Consider the following 17,827-nt stretch of genomic DNA (forward strand, 5'->3'; position numbering starts at 1 on the left):
CTACTGCTGCGCGTTGAGCGCGGTCGTGAGGTGCTCCGAGAAGCCCTCGGCTGCCTGCTTCGGCGTCTTCCGACCGGTGGCGACGTCCGCGAACATCGTCTGGAACGTCGAGTCGCCCTCGATCGTCGCCCAGCCCGGGGTCGCCGGCGTCGGACGGCTCGTGGAAGCGGCCGCGAAGTACGGCTTGTGGAGCTCGTCCACGTCACCGGCGACCGCGTCGAGCAGCTGCGTGGAGTTCGGCTCCCAGCCGTCGACCCCGAACACCTGGTCCTGCTGGAACTTCTTCGAGGTGAGGATCTTCGTGTAGTACAGCGCGAGGTCCTGGTTGGCGGACTTCGACGGGATGCCGAGGTCGGAGCCACCGAGGAACACCGGCTGCGTCTTGCCCGCGGTGCTCGACGGCATCGCGAACGTGCCGATCTGGTCCTTGAGCTCGGGCTTCGCCGTGGTGATCGAACCGATCTCCCACGCTGACCCGAGGATCGCCGAGGTGTTGCCCTGCGCGAAGACGTCGGACTCGGCCGGCTTGTCGGTGTTGATGTCCTGCGTGGACTTCGCCGAGTACGAGTTCTGGAAGTCCTTCCACGCGGTGAGGCCCCTCACGGCGTCGGCGGAGTCGATCGCGCCCTTCCACTTGCCGTCCTTCTCGGTGGCGATCTGCCCGCCGGCGTCCCACACCCACTGGAGCCCGCCGTACCAGTACTGCCCCGGCATGTAGAACGCCGAGAAGTCCGCCTGCGGGTTCTTCGCCTTGACCTTGTCGAGGTCGGCCGTGAGCTCGTCGTAGGACTTCGGGACGTCGGTCACCCCGGCGTCGGCCCACATCTTCTTGTTGTAGATCACCGCGCGGTTGCCGGCGAAGAGCGGTGCGCCGTACAGCTTGCCGTCCACGGTCGCCGGGCCCTCGAGCCCGGAGAGCCACGTCTGCCCGTCGGCCAGCTCGTCCTTGTACGGCGAGAGGTCCATCAGGCCGCCCGTCGCCGCGTACACCGGCACCTGCGTGTTCCCGAGGTCGACCACGTCCGGCGCGTCCTTCTGCGCGAGGGCTGTGGTGAGCTTCGTGGTGATGCCGTCCCACTGCTGGAGCTGCAGCTTCACCTTGGCGCCGGTGGCCTTGGTGAACTGCTTCTCGGCGACGTCGAGGATCTTCGGGCTGAGGTCGCCGTTCATGATCCAGACGGTGAGGGTCTTGCCCTTGCCATCGGGTGTGCCGATGGACTTCGTGCCGCCGTCGGAAGCTCCGTTGCTTCCGGCGGAGCACCCGGTGAGGGCGAGCGCGCCTGCGAGGGCGAGCGCACCGAGTGCGGCGAAACGCGTGCGTGTCACGTTGACTCCCTTGGTCCGACCTTTATGAAAGGACGTTGCGTAATGGTGAGTAAAGACCCATCACGCGGGGATGTCAACCACGAATCGGCAGGCTGTGGACAATCGCGATCCGCATGTTTCCGGGGGATCACGGATGTGGAACGGATGATCGACGGCGCTTGACGAACTGGTCATGACCAGGCATGATCAGCACCCACGCTCAGGCGTCGAACGGCACCTCGCCGTGCTGGCTCACACCCGCACGCTGCCGGTAGGCCAGGTGCCCACCGAGGTACCCGCCGACGCCGACGACCGCGAGCCCCGCGAACCCGAGGAGCTTGCCTGCCCCGTGGTTCCCGGACTTCCGTTGCATCCACGACAGCCCGTACAGCGAGATGCCCACCCAGTTCACGGCCTGGTGCACCCAACCGGTGCGGAGTTGCTCACGATCGAGCTCCGACCAGTCGACGTAGCCGGCCACCGAGGCGCTGCCCGACGACACCAGCCCCACACCGACGAGGGTCTTCGCCGCCCGCGCGTTCCCCTTCCCGCCGATCAGGTCGAGCACCGCCGCCGAGATCCACGCACCCAGCGGCACCTGCACCATGAGCGGGTGCAGCGGGTGCCCGAACGGCACACCGTGGAGCATCTGGCGCAGTGCCTTCGGCTTCGCGAGGGCGTTCACCACGGAACGATCGATGTCGACGGCCTTGTCGAGCACGCTCGCGTGCTCGACGGCGTCGGTGAGGCGACGGAACGCTCGGATCTCAGGCATGCCCTGGACCGTAGGCCGGGCGAGACCGGAGCGTTCACAGCGCGCCAGCGCTGTGCTCCGGTCTCGCCGAGCGAGCCCGCGAGCGAGGCGGTACCGGTCCCAGGAACCGGCACCGCACCTCTCCCCACCGGCACGGCCGAGCGGCCGCTGGCGCGTCCGCCCGGAACCGGCGGCGTGGGCCCCGCCCGTCACGTCCAGCGCGCCGCCTACTCCTCGACGATCTCCGCGAGTTCGAACGGCTCCACCGTCAGCTCGTCGCCGCCTGCGGCGACGTCGACGCGGACGGTGTCCCCGTCACGCACGTCACCGGCGAGGATCGCCCGCGCCAATCGGTCGTCGATCTGCCGCTGCATGAGCCGACGGAGCGGACGCGCTCCGTACACCGGGTCGTACCCGCGCTCGGCGAGCCAGGCCCGGGCGTCCGGGGTGACGGCCAGCTCCAGTCGGCGGTCGGTCAGCCGGCGTGCGAGCCGGTCGACGTAGAGCGACACGATCTGGCCGAGGTCCTCCTGCGTGAGCGCCTGGAACACCACGATGTCGTCGAGTCGGTTGATGAACTCGGGGCGGAAGGCCTGCTGGACGAGCTCGCGGACAGCCTCCTCGCGCTGCACGTCGGTGATCGACTGGTCGGTCATGAACTGCGACCCGAGGTTCGACGTCAGGATGAGGATCGTGTTCCGGAAGTCCACCGTCCGGCCCTGACCGTCGGTCAGGCGGCCGTCGTCGAGGACCTGCAGGAGCACGTCGAAGACCTCGGGGTGGGCCTTCTCGATCTCGTCGAGCAGCACCACGGAGTACGGGCGACGCCGGACGGTCTCGGTGAGCTGCCCGCCGGCCTCGTAGCCGACGTACCCGGGCGGGGCCCCGATGAGCCGCGCGACCGAGTGCTTCTCGCCGTACTCGCTCATGTCGATCCGGACGAGTGCCTTCTCGTCGTCGAACAGGAACTCGGCGAGCGCCTTGGCCAGCTCGGTCTTGCCGACGCCGGTGGGGCCGAGGAACAGGAACGAGCCCGTCGGACGGTCCGGGTCGGAGATGCCCGCGCGGGTGCGACGGACCGCTTCCGACACGGTCGAGACGGCGGAGCGCTGCCCGATGATCCGTCGGCCGAGTTCGTTCTCGAGGTGCAGGAGCTTCTCGGTCTCGCCCTGCAGCAGGCGCCCGAGGGGGATGCCCGTCCACTGCGCGATGACGGCGGCGATGTCCTCGTCGGTGACGCTGTCGTTCACCATCCGGTCGGCCTGCTCGGCTTGTTCGGCGGCGGCGAGCTCGGCCTCGATCCGGGGCTTCTCGCTGTACTCGATGCGCGACACGAGTTCGTAGTCGGCCTCGCGCTGCGCCCGCTGTGAGCGCATGTTGAGGTCGTCGAGCTGCTGCTTCAGTTCACCGATGCGGTTGAGACTGGCACGTTCGGCCTGCCACCGCTGCTCGAGTTCGCCGAGCAGGGTCTCGCGGCTCGCGAGCTCGGCCCGCAGCGTCTCCAGCCGGGCCTTCGACGCGTCGTCCTTCTCCTGCTTCAGCGCGAACTCCTCGACGCGCAACCGGTCCACCGTGCGCTTGAGCTCGTCGATCTCGACCGGGCTCGAGTCGATCTCCATCCGGAGCCGGCTCGCGGCTTCGTCGATGAGGTCGATCGCCTTGTCGGGCAGCTGCCGCCCGGAGATGTACCGGTTCGACAGGCTCGACGCGGCCACGAGCGCGGAGTCGTTGATCGTGACCTTGTGGTGCGCCTCGTAGCGCTCCTTGAGGCCGCGGAGGATCGCCACGGTGTCCTCGACGCTGGGCTCCCCCACGAAGACCTGCTGGAAGCGCCGTTCGAGGGCGGCGTCCTTCTCGATGTACTCGCGGTACTCGTCGAGCGTCGTCGCGCCGATGAGCCGGAGTTCACCGCGCGCGAGCATCGGCTTCAGCATGTTCGACGCGGCCACGGAACCTTCGCCGCCACCGGCGCCCATGAGCGTGTGCAGCTCGTCGATGAACGTGATGACCTGCCCGTCGGAGTCGTTGATCTCCTTGAGCACGGCCTTGAGCCGCTCCTCGAACTCGCCGCGGTACTTCGCGCCGGCGATGAGGGCGGACATGTCGAGCGACACGAGCCGCTTGTCCTTGAGGGAGTCGGCGACGTCACCCGCCACGATGCGCTGGGCGAGTCCTTCGACGACGGCCGTCTTGCCGACGCCGGGTTCCCCGATGAGCACGGGGTTGTTCTTGGTGCGACGCGTCAGCACCTGGGAGACGCGCCGGATCTCGGCGTCCCGCCCGATCACCGGGTCGAGCTTGCCGTTGCGGGCGATCGCCGTGAGGTCGACGCCGTACTGCTCGAGGGCGGTCTTCTGTCGCTCTTGCGAGTCAGGAGCGCCCTGGAGGTTCGCCATGCGTTCCGTCCTTTCGTTGCGGTGGTCCTGTAGTTGAGTCTACTCCACTCAACTTGCGTTCGCAGCGGGAGATTCCCGCCGCGGGTTCCGGATGCCGACGGCACTCACGAGCGCGCCGGCGAGGAGCAGCAGCGCCATCACGACCATCGCGCGGTGGAGTCCCTCGACGCTCACGGCACCGCCGAGGACGATCCCGGCGAGCGCGACCATGACGAGCCCGGCGATCCGGGCGATCGCGTTGTTGACGGCCGAGCCCGCACCCGCCTCGGACTGCGGGACCGACCCGAGGACCGCACTCGTCAGCGGCGTCACCATCAACGCGATCCCCGCTCCGACGAGCACCAGACCGGGGAGCACCGACCACCAGTACCCGATCGGCTCGTCACCGGCGAAGAGCAGCAGGAGCGCCCCGACCGCGGCGATCGCTGGGCCCGCGGCCATGAACCACCGCGGACCCCAGCGGCCGGCCAGCGACCCGACCGTGGTGGAGAGGAGCAGGAGCATCACGGTCGGGGGCAGCGTCGCGAGGCCGGCGAGCCAGGCCGGGAACCGCCAGACCTCTTGCAGGAACAGCGTCACGACGAAGAACACCATCCCGAGGGCCCCGTAGATCGACAGCGTCGCGAGGTTGCCGACGGTGAAGTTCCGCGCACGGAAGAGCTCGAGCGGGACGAGTGGTGCACCGTGCCTGCGGGTGACGCGGAGCTCCCACGGCACGAACGCCACGAGCGCGGCCCCTCCGAGCACGAGTGCGGCGAGGACGACCGGCGCGCCCCACCCGAGGCGCTCCTGCTCGATCAACCCGAGGACGACACCGCCGACCCCCACGACCGCCAGCACCGCGCCGACCACGTCCACGTGCGCCCGCGGCCCCACCCGGACGTCCGCCGAGATCCGCGACACGAGTGGGATCGTCACCGCGATCGGCACCGCCGTCAGCACGAAGATCCACCGCCAGCCGATGCCGTCCACGACGAAGCCGCCGACGACCGGACCGAGGATCGTCGCCGCGCTCGACCACGCCGTCCACGTGCCGATCGCCTTCGCCTGGGCCGTACCGCGGAACGCCGCCACGATGAGCGCGAGGGCACTCGGGGTCACGAGCGCACCACCGACGCCCTGCAGCGCCCGGGCGACGATGAGGACCTCGCCCATGGGGGCGATCGCACACACGATCGAGGCGATCCCGAAGACCACGAGGCCCCACGTGATGATGCGGACGCGGCCGAACAGGTCGGACAGACTGCCGGCCACGAGGATGAGCGAACCGAGCGTCACGAGGTACGCGTCCACCGTCCACTGCTGCACGACCAGCCCCCCGCCGAGTTCGTCGCGGATGGCGGGGAGCGCCACGTTCACGACGCTCGAGTCGAGTCCCACGACGAAGGACGACAGGATCGCGACGACGAGCACGACACGGCGGTCGTCGCGGAGCGGGGCCGTGGCCGCCGGGGCTGGGGTCGTCATGTGCCCATCCTCCGCCACCGCGCGCGGTCCCGCCTGCCCCTGGGAGGACCTGTGGACAACTCGCCGGACACGACGAAGCCCCCGCGACCGATGGGGTCGCGGGGGCTGCCGACAGGACGGGGCTGGGGTCCTAGTTCCTGGAGTCCGAGTTCGGCTGGACCGACGGGCCGGGGTTGACGACCGGCTGCGGAGCCGGCTCGGCCGCGGTGTTGGTCACGGTCGTGGTCTGCACGCCGGGGTCGGTGCCCTTGGCCTTCTTCTCGTCGTCGCCCATCTCCTTCTTGAAGATGTTGATCGACTGCCCGAGGCCCTTGGCGAGTGCCGGGAGCTTGGTCGCACCGAACAGCAGGATGACGATCCCGAGGATGATCAGCAGGTGTACGCCACCGAGGTTTCCGAGCATCATGACTCCTTGAATCTGGATCTGGTCGCCGTCTCCGAGTCACCGTCGACGCGTGCGGCGGAAGTCCGTCGTGCACCCATCGTAACTCGCACCGGTCGGGAAACCCAGGCCGGGCACCCGAACGGACACCGTTCGCACAGGCAGCACCCCCGGACTGCCGTTGCAGCCCGGGGGTGCGCGTGCCGGTCGCGGGTCAGGCGCGACCGGGTCAGTAGGCGCCTCGGGAGCGCAGCACGGACGGGATGGTCCGGGCGAGGATGACGACGTCGTGGACGAAGGACCAGTTCTCGACGTAGTGCAGGTCGAGTCGGACACCGTCGGCCCAGTCGAGGTCCGAGCGGCCGCTCACCTGCCAGAGCCCGGTGATGCCCGGGGTCACGAGCAGCCGACGGTCGGCGAAGTCCTCGTACAGGGCGACCTCGCGCGGGAGGGCGGGTCGGGGGCCCACCAGGCTCATCGAACCGGTCAGGACGTTCCACAGCTGCGGCAGCTCGTCGAGGGACGTCCGACGCAGGAACGCACCGACCCGGGTGATGCGCGGATCGTGCTTCATCTTGAAGAGCGGCCCCGCGCCCTCGTTCGCCTGCTCGAGCGCGGCCATCCGGGCTTCGGCGTCGACGCACATCGTCCGGAACTTGAGGATCGGGAACTCCCGCCCGTCGCGCCCCACGCGGGTCTGGCGGAAGAACACGGGGCCACGGTCGTCTGCGCGGATGACCAGGGCGATGACGGCGAACATCGGCGCGAGGAGCAGCAGACCGATGCCGGCGCCGACGACGTCGAGCGTCCGCTTGCCGATCCGCCGCCGGTAGTCGGGCGTCTCGACGTGCATGAGCGGCAGGCCGTCGACGGGTCGTTCGTGCACCCGGCCGGCAGCGATGTCCGCCAGCGGCGAGGACACCACGAGTTCGACGCCGTGCGCTTCCAGTTGCCATCCGAGCCGCCGGAGTCGCTCGTGCCCGCCCCGGATCGCGCCGGCGACCACCACGGCGGCCACGGGTTCGCTCTGGGCCCGGTCGAGGACGGCGTCGACCCCGTCGATCACCGGGACACTCGTGTCCCCGAGGGGCACCCGGGACCCGGCCCGGACACAGTCGGAGATGACCGCCCGGACGCGGTACCCCGCCGCGGGGGTGGCCGCGATGCGCCGTCCGACGTAGGTCACGTCGTCGAGGTCGCCGACGAGCAGGACGTCCTGCAGCCCCTCGCCCCGGCAGCGACGTCGAGCGAGCACGGTCCGGACGGCCTTCCGACCGATCGCGAGGAGGAGCAGCCCGAGCGGGAACGCGATGGCGACGTAGCCGCGGGCGAGGTCGACCTGGACGGCGTACGCGACCCCGGCCACCGTCGCGACGGTGACGAGGCTCGCGGTGATGAGTCGCCGGAACTCGTCGCCGCCGACGCCGACGATGCGCGGGTCTCGGCTGCGGGACACCGTGAGCAGGACCATCCAGGCCACGATCATCACAGGGGCGACCACGAACTCGGTCCACCCGGCAGCGCTCGAACCCGCGGGGAGCTCACCGGGGAACCGGACCACGTGGGCGACGGCGAACGCGACGAGCAACAACCCCAGGTCGAGCCCGGCCAGGCCGAAGCCCGTCGCACGGCTGCGGCGGGTCCGGCTGCGGGTGGGACGCCCGACGACCTCGACGGAACGGGACACCGCGCTGAGCGGTCGCATCGCGAGTGACATCGGGAGCCCTCCTGTCGGCCACCGGCCGGGGAAGGACCGACCGGGTGCCGCCGTCATGCGGGAGGACGGAACGGCACTCCAATCAGAATATCACGCTGGAGTTCTGCATATCAATGGTCGAGCACGTCCGCGAGCGTCCACGCCACGGGAGCCGCAGTGAGCGCCGGGATGTCCGCCTCGGTCACGCCGCGCAGTCGGTAGGCGACACGCTCCCCCGGCAGCAGGGTCATGAACCCGCGGTCGACCGTGCCCCCGGGTGCGACCCGGTCGGGCTGGAAGAGGAGGTCCCGCACGAGGCCCTCCGCCTCGACGACGAGGTCGAGGCCGTCGCCGTCGGGAGCCGCGGTGAAGGCGGTCCGGTACCGTGCCGGCTCCCAGCGCATGTCCTTGTCGGGTCCCGGGGTCCACACCGCCCGTCGCCAGTCCATGTCCGCGACGACGAGCTCGTTCGTCGGGTCGTCCACCACGCCGACCGACTCCGGCAGTGCCACCACGGCGACACCGGCGGCGGACGGGCGGACGGGGAGCGACGCCTCGGCGAGGACCGTCCCCGCGAGGGTGACCCGCCGCACGCGGACGACGCTGTCGTGGCCCGTGCGGGTCGAGCGGACGGCGACCTCGATGGGCGCGTTGCCGAACGACCCGGGCGACACCCCGAGCGAGAGCGTGTCCGCCAGATCGCCCAGATCGGCCGTCTCACCGACGGAGGCCGACGTGGTCGGGCGATCCGCGCCTCCTGGCTGCCCCGACGGCTCGCCCGCAGAACCGGACGCGCCCGCCGGAGCGGACCCGCCCGCCGGACCCGACCCGCCCGCCGGACCCGACCCGCCCGCCGGACCGGACGCGACCACAGCCGCGACCGAGGACACCGGACGGATCGTCAGCAGCACGTCGTCGTAGAGCCGCCGCAGCTCGTGCGCGAGCGGCTTCAGCCGCCCGGCCGAGTCGATCGCCGACCACGACGACACCGGCCAGAGGTCGTTCAGCTGCCACACGACGACGCCGGTGTTCCGCGGCCAGTGCGTCCGCCAGTGCTCGACGCCCGTCGCGATGGCGCGCGCCTGCTGCAGCTGCGTCAGGTAGTGCCACCGGTCGAACTCGGCCGGCGCCACGGAGCCGAACCGCGGCTCGAGGCCCCGCGCGAGCTTCCCCATGCCGTCCGCGGCCTTCTGGTGGTGGACGACCCCGGGCGAGTCCACTGCGAGCGGCGAGTCCCGCACCGCGTCACGCAGCGTGCGCCACGCGGGCGGTGCCTGCCAGCCGAACTCCGAGACGAACCGCGGCACCGAGTCGCGGTAGGCGGTGTCCGGGAGCCGGTTCCAGACGTCCCACGAGTGGTGCGTCTCGTGGTCGACGTCGTTCGCGGGGAGCGACTCGGAGCCCGACCACGGCGAGGCGACCGTGTAGAAGCGCGAGGGGTCGACCGCGTCGACGATCGTCGGCAGCAGGTCGAGGTAGTAGTCCAGGCCCCAGCCGCGGCCCTCGAGCGATGCCTCCCAGCCGTCGACCTCGTGCAGCCAGATGTTCTCGTTGTTGCCGTTCCAGAGCACGAGCGAGGGGTGCCGTGCGAGCCGGGCGACGTTGTCCCGGGCCTCGGCGATGACCTCGCTGCGGATCGGCTCGCCCTCGGGGTAGGCCGAGCAGGCGAACGGGAAGTCCTGCCAGACGAGCAGTCCGAGCTCGTCGCAGACCTCGTAGAAGTCGTTCGACTCGTAGACCCCGCCGCCCCAGACCCGCACGAGGTTGACGTTGAGGTCCGCTGCCGCGCGCAGACGGTCCTCGACCCGGTCGCGCGACACCCGCGAGACGATGACGTCGTCCGGGATCCAGTTCACGCCGCGGACGTCGATGAGCGTGCCGTTGACGTGCACGTTGAACGGCTTGCCGATGCTGTCGGACGTCGTCTCGATGCGCGTCGAGCGGAAACCGGTGCGGAACGTCGAGCGGTCGAGGACCTCGCCGTCGACCGTCTGCAGCTCGACCACGACGTCGTACAGGTCCTGCGCGCCGTAGCCACGCGGCCACCACCGCTGGACCTCCGGCACCCGCACGGTGACCACGGTCTCGTCGTCGCGCGGGGTCAGCTGTGCGCGGGAGCGCTGGCGGGTGGTGCCACCCTCGGCCGTCGCTCCGCTGACCGTCACGACGAGCACGAGGTCGTCGTCCTCGCCGTCCTGGTCGAGGTCGTTCAGCCCGGAGCGCTCGACGGTGATGTGCGCGTCCAGCACGCCCTCGCCCGCCTCGACGTCGACCAGGGGCCGGACGTCGCGCAGCCTGGCGGTCGACCAGCGCTCGATCGCGACCGGTCGCCACGGGCCGCTCGTGACCGCCGTCAGCCCCCAGTCCCACCCGAAGTTCGACGCCATCTTGCGGATGTACGGGAACGGTTCGTCGTAGGGCCCGGGCATGCTGCCGGCCTTCGCCGCGACGCGTCCGGCCTCGCGGTAGGGCGACTCGAACAGGAGCTCGAGCGTCTTCTCCCCGCGGCCGACGCCGCCGGTGCTGTCCCGGGCGTCGAACCGGTAGCGGCGGTGCATGTTCCGCGTCGTCCCCACCACGACGCCGTCGAGGCTGAGTTCGGCGACGGTGTCGAGCCCGTCGCACACGAGGTCCACGCGCTCGAAGCCTCGCGGGTCGACGTCGACGGTGCGCTGGTAGGACCAGTCGGCCCGGCCGACCCACTTGGCGCCGTCCTCGTTCCGGTCGAACGTGGGGTCCGCCAGCAGCCCCTCGCGCTCGAGGTCGGTGTGGACCTGCCCCGGCACGGTGGCGCCGATGGTCCGGCCCACGACGTCGGCCGGCGCGCCTGCTGGCGGCGCCTCACCCGCCATGGTCACGGTCCAGCCGTCGCGGAGTTCCTCGCGTTCGAGGGTCATGCGGGTCCTTCTCTTCGGCGGACGGGTTGGTGTCCGCTGCGGTCGGGACGCCGGCCGGGGGCCCGCCTCGTGGCCGGGTTCTCGGCCGGGAGGCGCGGCACCGGTTGCCCGGGCGTCGTCGCGTCGCGCGCGCGGAACGCTGGTGCGGTCGCGCGTCGGGGTGCTCGGCGATGCTAGTACGGCGACCTTGCAGGACTGCGAGTGGCAGGCTGGAAGACGTGATCAGTGTTGCACTCGCCACCGCCCTGCGCGACGCCGGCCTGCGGTGGCACCCGACGACCGGTGACCGGTTCGTGATCGACAAGCCGGGTGTCGACGACGACGTCTACACGGTGTCCGAGATGACCGTGGAGCGGCACGACTACCCCTCGGGGACGGTGCTCGGGTTCAACGGGACGACCGAGTGGGCGCTCGACTCGGTCGACGCCGCGGAGTCCCTCTGGCTCCCGCGCGAGGACCAGCTGCGTGGGCTGCTCGGGCCGGCGTTCGTGTCCCTGTCGGCGGGGTTCACGGTGGTCGCGACCGTCGACGGCGCTGATCGTTCCTTCACGTCCGACGACGCTGCGGAGGCGTACGGGCTGGCCCTGCAGGCGTACATCACGGCGGCGCTGGCGTAGCGGGGTACGCCGGGCGGCGGCGGCTCGCCCGGGCTGAACGTTGCCGGAATGCCTGCTGGGTGGCCTTTGGTTGACTCGGATCATGACCGTTCCGAACATCACCCTGAACGACGGCAAGACCATCCCGCAGCTCGGCTTCGGCGTCTTCCAGATCGACCCCTCCGAGACAAAGGCCGCCACCCTGGCCGCGCTCGAGGTCGGCTACCGCCACATCGACACCGCCGAGATGTACGGCAACGAGAAGGAGGTCGGCGAGGCCATCGCTTCGTCGGGCATCCCGCGCGAGGAGATCTTCGTCACGTCGAAGCTCAACAACGGCTTCCACGACCCCGAGGCAGCGCTGGAGAACGGCAAGAAGTCGGCCGACCTGCTCGGCGGCTACACCGACCTCTTCCTCATCCACTGGCCGCTGCCCACCGTGTCGGACTTCGTGCCGACGTGGAAGGCGATGGAGGAGCTCTACCGCGGCGGCACCGCCCGCTCGATCGGCGTGAGCAACTTCCAGGCCCACCACCTCAACCGCCTCGCCGCCGAGACCACGATCACCCCGGCCGTGAACCAGATCGAGGTGCACCCGTACCTCACGCAGGACGAGCTCCGCGCCTACGACCGCGAGCACGGCATCGCGACCGAGGCCTGGTCGCCCATCGCGCAGGGCCTCGTGCTCGACGACGAGACGATCACCCGCATCGCCGGCAACGTCGGCAAGTCCGCGGCGCAGGTCGTCCTCCGCTGGCACATCCAGCGCGGCGACATCGTCTTCCCGAAGTCGGTCACCCGTGCCCGCGTCGAGGAGAACTTCGCGATCTTCGACTTCGAGCTCTCCGACGAGGACATGACGGCGATCTCGTCGCTCGACAAGGGGCACCGGACGGGTCCGGACCCGGACACGTTCGACTACGTCCCGGCCTGATCGGGCAACACGACGAAGGGGCGGCCGCCGAGCGGTCGCCCCTTCGTCACGCTCGCCGCGACGCCGTCACCGTGAACTTCGGCGTCCGCACCACCTGCCGCGTCGCCCCCACGAACCGCTCCAGCACCGGCCGGTACCGCAGGTGCGAGTTCCAGACGCACCACAGTTCCCCGCCGGACTGGAGGATCGTGGCCGCGTTCCGGAACATCGCCTCGGCCGCGTCCGTGGTCACGGTCGTGTTCGCGTGGAACGGCGGGTTGCAGAGCACGAGCTGCGCGGAGCCCTCGTCGAGTTCGTCGCCGGCGTCACTCCGGACGACGAGCACCCGGTCCGCCACGCCGTTGGCCTCGGCCGTGGCGATCGTCGATGCCACGGCGATCTGCGACACGTCCGTGGCGATCACCCGGATGCCCGGTCGACGCCGCGCGAGTGCGGTGGCGATCACCCCGTTCCCGCAGCCGAGGTCGACGGCGGTCCGAGCGCCGGGCACCGCATCGTCCATCGCGTCGAGCAGCACCCGGGTGCCCTGGTCGAGCGAGGTCCCGGCGAACACCCCGCCGTGGGCCACGAGCGTCATCCCGAGGTCGTCCACGTGCACCGACCGCGGCCACGGGTTCGTCGCGTCCGCCCGGGTCGCCTGGGCGCGGAGCGGGTCCTGCGCGATCAGCAGCCGCGACTTCCCACGGCCGCGGGACGCCGTCACCTCGCCGAAGTACCGGCGCAGGACGTCGTTCTGCGAGAGGTTCATGTGCTTCGACACTCCGCCGCACAGCAGCACGACGTCGGGCGCGGCGAACCGGGCGACGGCACGGGCGAGCTCGTCGAGCCGGTCGTTCGACTTCGACAGCCGGAGCAGCACGAGCCGGACGTCGCGGAACGCCTGCTCGAGCGACGAGGGGTGGTGGAAGCCCCGGCGTCCGAAGGTGCCGGCATTGGCCTCGAGCGCACGCACCCCGACGAGGGAGTCCTGCACGACCCGGACGTCCGACGCACCGTGCACCGTGATCGCCCCGAGGGTCAGCACCCCGTACCGGTCGTCGACGACGGCGACCTCGCCGGGCTGCCGGAGCGCGTCGCCGTGCACGTGCGGCGCCTCGTCGAGGATGAAGCGGTCCGTGCCGTCGATCGCGATGAGGTCCGGCGCGTCATCGTCGCGGCGGCGGAAGAAGTCGGCGAAGTCCGGTGGCACGGCGCCAGCGTACCGATGGTCCCGGTGGGGACGGGTCAGCGCGGCCCGCGGTAGAGCACGATCTGCGTGTTCCGCTGCGGCCGCATGCCGGCACGGAGCGGCACCGCTCCGCCGGTGGTGGTCGCCGCGAACACGCGGGCGCCCGGTCGGCTGATGAGCTGGTCGGCGAGGGCCGTCTCCAGCTCGCTGACGCGCGCACGGAGCGCGCGGTTCTCGTTCTCGAGTTCGAGGACGCGGCGGATCCCCTCGAGCGAGACGCCCTCGGACCCGAGGCGTGCGATCTCGCGCAGCTGCGCGACGTCGTGCATCGAGTACCGGCGCGACCCGCCGCGCGTGCGGCCGGGCACGACCAGGCCGAGCCGGTCGTACTGCCGCAGCGTCTGCGGGTGCATCTCGGCGAGCTCCGCCGCCATCGCGATCGCGAAGACGGGCGAGTTCTCGTCCATGTCGGTCATGGCGTGTTCCTTTCCGTCGTTCGCATGGTCTGGAAACCAGACTGGAGGCACGGCGCGCGTTCCTGACGGAGCCGCGCCGCGCCTCCAGGCCGGGTCTACTGCTGGTGGTGCGCGCGGCTAGCTGCGCGCCTTGGCGAGGAGGTCCGCACGGGGGTCCTCGTCGGGCAGGGCCTCGGCGAGGGCCTCGACCGCTTCCCGCTGCTTGTCGGTCAGGTGCGACGGCACCGCGACCTGGACGGTCGCGAGCAGATCGCCCGTCCCGTTCTTGGTGGCGACACCGCGGCCCTTGACACGGAGGACGCGACCCGACGGCGTGCCGGGTGCGACCTTCAGCTTGACGGTGGAGCCGCCGAGCGTCGGGACCTCGATCGTCGCGCCGAGCGCCGCCTCGACGAACGTCACGGGGACGTCCAGCCGCAGGTTCTGCCCGTCACGCTCGAACACCGGGTGCTTGCGGACGGTGACGGTGACCACGAGGTCACCGGCCTCTCCGCCGTCGGGCGAGGGTTCGCCGCGCCCACGGAGCCGGATCTTCTGCCCGTCCGCGACCCCCGCGGGGATGCGGACGTTCACCGGACGGCCGTTGCCCTGCGAGAGCTTGACGGTGTCGCCGGCGATCGCGGTGGTGAAGTCGAGGGTCGTCGTCGCGGTGACGTCGCGGCCCTTCGTCGGCCCACCGAAGCCGCGGTAGCCGCCGGTGGTCTGGCCGAAGCCGCCGCCACCGCCGAACATCCCGCCGAGGATGTCCTCGAAGCCGCCGGCGCCACCTGCTCCGCCCTGGCCGAAGCGGACACGCTGCCCGCCCCCGCCCTGGCCGAACATGCCGCCGAAGACGTCCTCGAAGCCGCCGCCCTGGCCCGGGCCACCCGCGGTGAAGCGGGCGCCGGAGCCCATGGCGCGGACCTGGTCGTACTCCTGGCGCTGCTCCTTGTCGGAGAGCACCGAGTACGCCTCGCTGATCTCCTTGAAGCGGTTCTCGGCGGCGGCGTCGCCCGGGTTGGAGTCCGGGTGGTACTGCCGCGCGAGCTTCCGGTAGGTCTTCTTCAGCTCAGCGTCACTCGCCGTCTTGTCGACGCCGAGGACCTTGTAGAAGTCCTTGTCGAACCAGTCCTGACTGGCCATGAATCCCTACCTCCTCCCCGCGCTCAGGCCGGGACCGCCACCGCGACCTTGGCCGCACGGAGGACGCGCTCACCGAGCTTGTAGCCCGGCTCGACGACGTCCGCCACGGTCTGGCCGGTGGCGCCCGGTGTCGGGAGCTGCACGATCGCCTCGTGGATGTTCGGGTCGAAGGACTCGCCCTTCTCGCCGATCTGCACGAGCTTGAACTTCTCGAAGCCGCCGCGGATCTTCTGCCCGATGACCTGCATGGGACCCTCGGCGAGGTCACCGTGCGCCTCGGCGCGGGTGAGGTCGTCGAGCGCCGGCAGGAGTGCCCGGACGACCTCGGCGATGGCGACCTCGCGGTTGGCCTCGCGGTCGCGCTCGACGCGCTTCCGGAAGTTCACCAGCTCGGCCTGCGCACGGAGCATGTCCGCGCGCATCTCGGCGACCAGGTCGCGGTCCTCCGTGCTGAGCTTGTCCTCCGCGATGCCACGGGCGGCGTCGGCGAGGAGTGCCTCGTCCTCGGGGGAGAGGTCGTTCGCCGCGTCCGCCGCCGGGCCCCCGGCGGCGGGGCCGTCGGTCGGTACTTCGACGTCGGGCCCCTCCGCCTCGATGAGGTCCTCGGGCTCGGCCGCGTTCGTGGCGTCGCCCTCGACCTGGGGCTCGTCCTCGTTCGGCACGTTGTCCTTGGGATCCGTCATCGTTACTTCTTGTCCTTGTCGTCCTCGTCGTCCACGACCTCGGCGTCGACGATGTCCTCGTCGTCCTGTGCTGCCTGGTCGGCGGTGGGCTGCTCACCGGCCGGGGCGCCTGCGTCCTGCTGGGCGTAGATGGCCTGGCCGAGCTTGCCCTGCGACTCGTTGAGCTTGTCGAAGGCGGTCTTCACGGCCTCGTCGTCCTCGCCGGCGAGCGCGGACTTGAGGGCGTCGACGTCGGCCTGCACCTCGGACTTGACGTCCGCGGGGAGCTTCTCGTCGTTCTCCTTGATGAGCTTCTCGATCGAGTAGACGAGCTGCTCGGCCTGGTTGCGACGCTCGTTGGCCTCACGGCGGGCCTTGTCCTCGGCCGCGTGCTCCTCGGCTTCGCGGACCATGCGCTCGATGTCCTCCTTCGGCAGCGACGAGCCGCCGGAGATGACCATCGACTGCTCCTTGCCGGTGCCCTTGTCCTTCGCGGACACGTGCACGATGCCGTTCGCGTCGATGTCGAAGGTGACCTCGACCTGCGGGACGCCACGGGGAGCCGGCGCGATGCCGGTGAGCTCGAAGGTGCCGAGCGGCTTGTTGTCGCGGGTGAACTCGCGCTCGCCCTGGAAGACCTGGATCGCGACCGACGGCTGGTTGTCGTCAGCGGTCGTGAAGGTCTCGCTGCGCTTGGTCGGGATCGCGGTGTTGCGGTCGATGAGCTTCGTCATCAGGCCGCCCTTGGTCTCGATGCCGAGCGACAGCGGCGTGACGTCGATGAGGAGGACGTCCTTGCGCTCGCCCTTCAGGACACCGGCCTGCAGCGCGGCGCCGACGGCCACGACCTCGTCCGGGTTGACGCCCTGGTTCGGGGACTTGCCGCCGGTCAGCGACTTGACGACCTCGGCCACTGCGGGCATGCGGGTCGAGCCACCGACGAGCACCACGTGCGCGATGTCGTTGACCGAGACACCGGCTTCCTTGATGACGTCGTTGAACGGCTTCTTCGTGCGGTCGAGCAGGTCGGAGGTCATCTGCTCGAACTGAGCGCGCGAGATGGTCTCGTCGAGGTTGAGCGGACCGTCGGCCGTCAGCGTCAGGTACGGGAGCTGGATGCTCGCCGACATCTGCGACGACAGTTCCTTCTTCGCCTGCTCGGCGGCTTCCTTGAGGCGCTGCTTGGCGATCTTGTCCGTCGAGAGGTCGACGCCGTGCTCGTCCTTGAACTTCTTCACGAGGTAGTCGACGATGCGCTGGTCCCAGTCGTCACCACCGAGGCGGTTGTCACCGGAGGTCGCACGGACCTGGATCGTGGAGAAGTCGTCGTCCTTGCCCACCTCGAGCAGGGAGACGTCGAACGTGCCACCGCCGAGGTCGAAGACCAGGATGAGCTCGTCTTCCTTGCCCTTGTCGAGGCCGTACGCCAGTGCTGCGGCGGTCGGCTCGTTGATGATGCGGAGGACGTTCAGGCCGGCGATCTCACCGGCGTCCTTGGTGGCCTGGCGCTCGGCGTCGTTGAAGTACGCCGGCACGGTGATGACCGCGTCGGTGACGTCTTCACCGAGGTACTGCTCGGCGTCGCGCTTGAGCTTGCCCAGGATGCGGGCCGAGATCTCCTGCGGCGTGTACTTCTTGCCGTCGATGTCCGTCGTCCAGTCGGTGCCGATGTGGCGCTTGACACTCGCGATCGTCCGGTCCACGTTCGTCACGGCCTGGCGCTTGGCGGTCTCGCCGACCAGTACCTCGCCGTCCTTGGTGAAGGCGACGATCGACGGCGTGGTGCGCATGCCTTCGGCGTTGGCGATGACCGTGGGCTCACCGCCCTCGAGCACGCTGACGACCGAGTTGGTGGTTCCGAGGTCGATGCCTACTGCACGTCCCATGTGTGGGTGCTCCTTCTGTTGGTGCGGGTCTTGCTGAAGTCGTTGGACTTGCGTCCGATGGACTCAACTCTACTCAGGACTGGAGG

14 protein-coding genes are annotated in these 17,827 nt (G+C 70.4%); 2 read left to right on the plus strand and 12 right to left on the minus strand.

The window, feature by feature from the left end:
• The 7 genes from BM028_RS03990 to BM028_RS04020 form a co-directional block, all read right to left on the minus strand.
• Positions 1-1,326 (minus strand): sugar ABC transporter substrate-binding protein, encoded by a 1,326-nt coding sequence (locus BM028_RS03990; RefSeq protein ID WP_092384666.1) that lies wholly within the window; start codon positions 1,324-1,326, stop codon positions 1-3.
• A gap of 199 nt (positions 1,327-1,525) precedes the next feature.
• Complete coding sequence (locus BM028_RS03995; protein ID WP_092384668.1) at positions 1,526-2,080, minus strand: DUF2231 domain-containing protein; 555 nt, start codon at positions 2,078-2,080, stop codon at positions 1,526-1,528.
• Positions 2,081-2,286: 206 nt separating this feature from the next.
• The gene (locus BM028_RS04000) at positions 2,287-4,455 is read right to left on the minus strand and encodes an ATP-dependent Clp protease ATP-binding subunit (RefSeq protein WP_083403134.1); all 2,169 of its coding nucleotides are present in this window, start codon (positions 4,453-4,455) and stop codon (positions 2,287-2,289) included.
• A gap of 48 nt (positions 4,456-4,503) precedes the next feature.
• Positions 4,504-5,922 (minus strand): MFS transporter, encoded by a 1,419-nt coding sequence (locus BM028_RS04005; RefSeq protein WP_092384670.1) that lies wholly within the window; start codon positions 5,920-5,922, stop codon positions 4,504-4,506.
• A gap of 130 nt (positions 5,923-6,052) precedes the next feature.
• Positions 6,053-6,328, minus strand: coding sequence for a twin-arginine translocase TatA/TatE family subunit (gene tatA / locus BM028_RS04010; RefSeq protein WP_306577014.1), 276 nt, complete (start codon positions 6,326-6,328; stop codon positions 6,053-6,055).
• Between the two features lie 205 nt (positions 6,329-6,533).
• Positions 6,534-8,021 carry a sugar transferase gene (locus tag BM028_RS04015; protein ID WP_175495980.1) on the minus strand — a complete coding sequence of 496 codons (1,488 nt, stop codon included), beginning with the start codon at positions 8,019-8,021 and terminating at the stop codon, positions 6,534-6,536.
• Between the two features lie 110 nt (positions 8,022-8,131).
• The gene (locus BM028_RS04020; protein ID WP_092384674.1) at positions 8,132-10,897 is read right to left on the minus strand and encodes a glycoside hydrolase family 2 protein; all 2,766 of its coding nucleotides are present in this window, start codon (positions 10,895-10,897) and stop codon (positions 8,132-8,134) included.
• A gap of 218 nt (positions 10,898-11,115) precedes the next feature.
• Between BM028_RS04020 and BM028_RS04025 the strand changes: the two genes are divergently transcribed.
• Together BM028_RS04025 and BM028_RS04030 are read left to right on the plus strand one after the other, a co-directional pair.
• Positions 11,116-11,514 (plus strand): pilus assembly protein CpaE, encoded by a 399-nt coding sequence (locus BM028_RS04025; protein ID WP_070417075.1) that lies wholly within the window; start codon positions 11,116-11,118, stop codon positions 11,512-11,514.
• A gap of 82 nt (positions 11,515-11,596) precedes the next feature.
• Complete coding sequence (locus BM028_RS04030; RefSeq protein ID WP_092384676.1) at positions 11,597-12,427, plus strand: aldo/keto reductase; 831 nt, start codon at positions 11,597-11,599, stop codon at positions 12,425-12,427.
• 46 nt (positions 12,428-12,473) lie between these two features.
• On the opposite strand, the gene BM028_RS04035 is transcribed toward BM028_RS04030, so the two are convergent.
• The 5 genes from BM028_RS04035 to dnaK form a co-directional block, all read right to left on the minus strand.
• The gene (locus BM028_RS04035; RefSeq protein WP_092384678.1) at positions 12,474-13,616 is read right to left on the minus strand and encodes a class I SAM-dependent methyltransferase; all 1,143 of its coding nucleotides are present in this window, start codon (positions 13,614-13,616) and stop codon (positions 12,474-12,476) included.
• Between the two features lie 35 nt (positions 13,617-13,651).
• Positions 13,652-14,062 carry a heat shock protein transcriptional repressor HspR gene (locus BM028_RS04040; RefSeq protein ID WP_070419260.1) on the minus strand — a complete coding sequence of 137 codons (411 nt, stop codon included), beginning with the start codon at positions 14,060-14,062 and terminating at the stop codon, positions 13,652-13,654.
• Between the two features lie 126 nt (positions 14,063-14,188).
• On the minus strand, positions 14,189-15,193 hold the full coding sequence (locus BM028_RS04045) for a DnaJ C-terminal domain-containing protein (RefSeq protein WP_071294410.1): 1,005 nt from the start codon (positions 15,191-15,193) through the stop codon (positions 14,189-14,191).
• Positions 15,194-15,216: 23 nt separating this feature from the next.
• Positions 15,217-15,876: a nucleotide exchange factor GrpE gene (locus BM028_RS04050; protein WP_083295090.1), complete on the minus strand. Its 660-nt coding sequence runs from the start codon at positions 15,874-15,876 to the stop codon at positions 15,217-15,219.
• Between the two features lie 2 nt (positions 15,877-15,878).
• Entirely contained in the window at positions 15,879-17,741 is a 1,863-nt protein-coding gene (gene dnaK, locus BM028_RS04055) for a molecular chaperone DnaK (protein ID WP_070417079.1), read from the minus strand.
• Positions 17,742-17,827: the final 86 nt, after the last annotated feature.

Source organism: Curtobacterium sp. YR515 (assembly GCF_900113095.1).
GTDB lineage: Bacteria > Actinomycetota > Actinomycetes > Actinomycetales > Microbacteriaceae > Curtobacterium.

Bases quoted from the DNA above. Each gene is read 5' to 3' on its own strand.
- BM028_RS03995 (WP_092384668.1), bottom strand. From the start codon at position 2,080: ATGCCTGAGATCCGAGCGTTCCGTCGCCTCACCGACGCCGTCGAGCAC.
- BM028_RS04000 (WP_083403134.1), bottom strand. From the start codon at position 4,455: ATGGCGAACCTCCAGGGCGCTCCTGACTCGCAAGAGCGACAGAAGACC.
- BM028_RS04005 (WP_092384670.1), bottom strand. From the start codon at position 5,922: ATGACGACCCCAGCCCCGGCGGCCACGGCCCCGCTCCGCGACGACCGC.
- tatA (WP_306577014.1), bottom strand. From the start codon at position 6,328: ATGATGCTCGGAAACCTCGGTGGCGTACACCTGCTGATCATCCTCGGG.
- BM028_RS04015 (WP_175495980.1), bottom strand. From the start codon at position 8,021: ATGTCACTCGCGATGCGACCGCTCAGCGCGGTGTCCCGTTCCGTCGAG.
- BM028_RS04020 (WP_092384674.1), bottom strand. From the start codon at position 10,897: ATGACCCTCGAACGCGAGGAACTCCGCGACGGCTGGACCGTGACCATG.
- BM028_RS04030 (WP_092384676.1), top strand. From the start codon at position 11,597: ATGACCGTTCCGAACATCACCCTGAACGACGGCAAGACCATCCCGCAG.
- BM028_RS04040 (WP_070419260.1), bottom strand. From the start codon at position 14,062: ATGGACGAGAACTCGCCCGTCTTCGCGATCGCGATGGCGGCGGAGCTC.
- BM028_RS04045 (WP_071294410.1), bottom strand. From the start codon at position 15,193: ATGGCCAGTCAGGACTGGTTCGACAAGGACTTCTACAAGGTCCTCGGC.
- BM028_RS04050 (WP_083295090.1), bottom strand. From the start codon at position 15,876: ATGACGGATCCCAAGGACAACGTGCCGAACGAGGACGAGCCCCAGGTC.
- dnaK (WP_070417079.1), bottom strand. From the start codon at position 17,741: ATGGGACGTGCAGTAGGCATCGACCTCGGAACCACCAACTCGGTCGTC.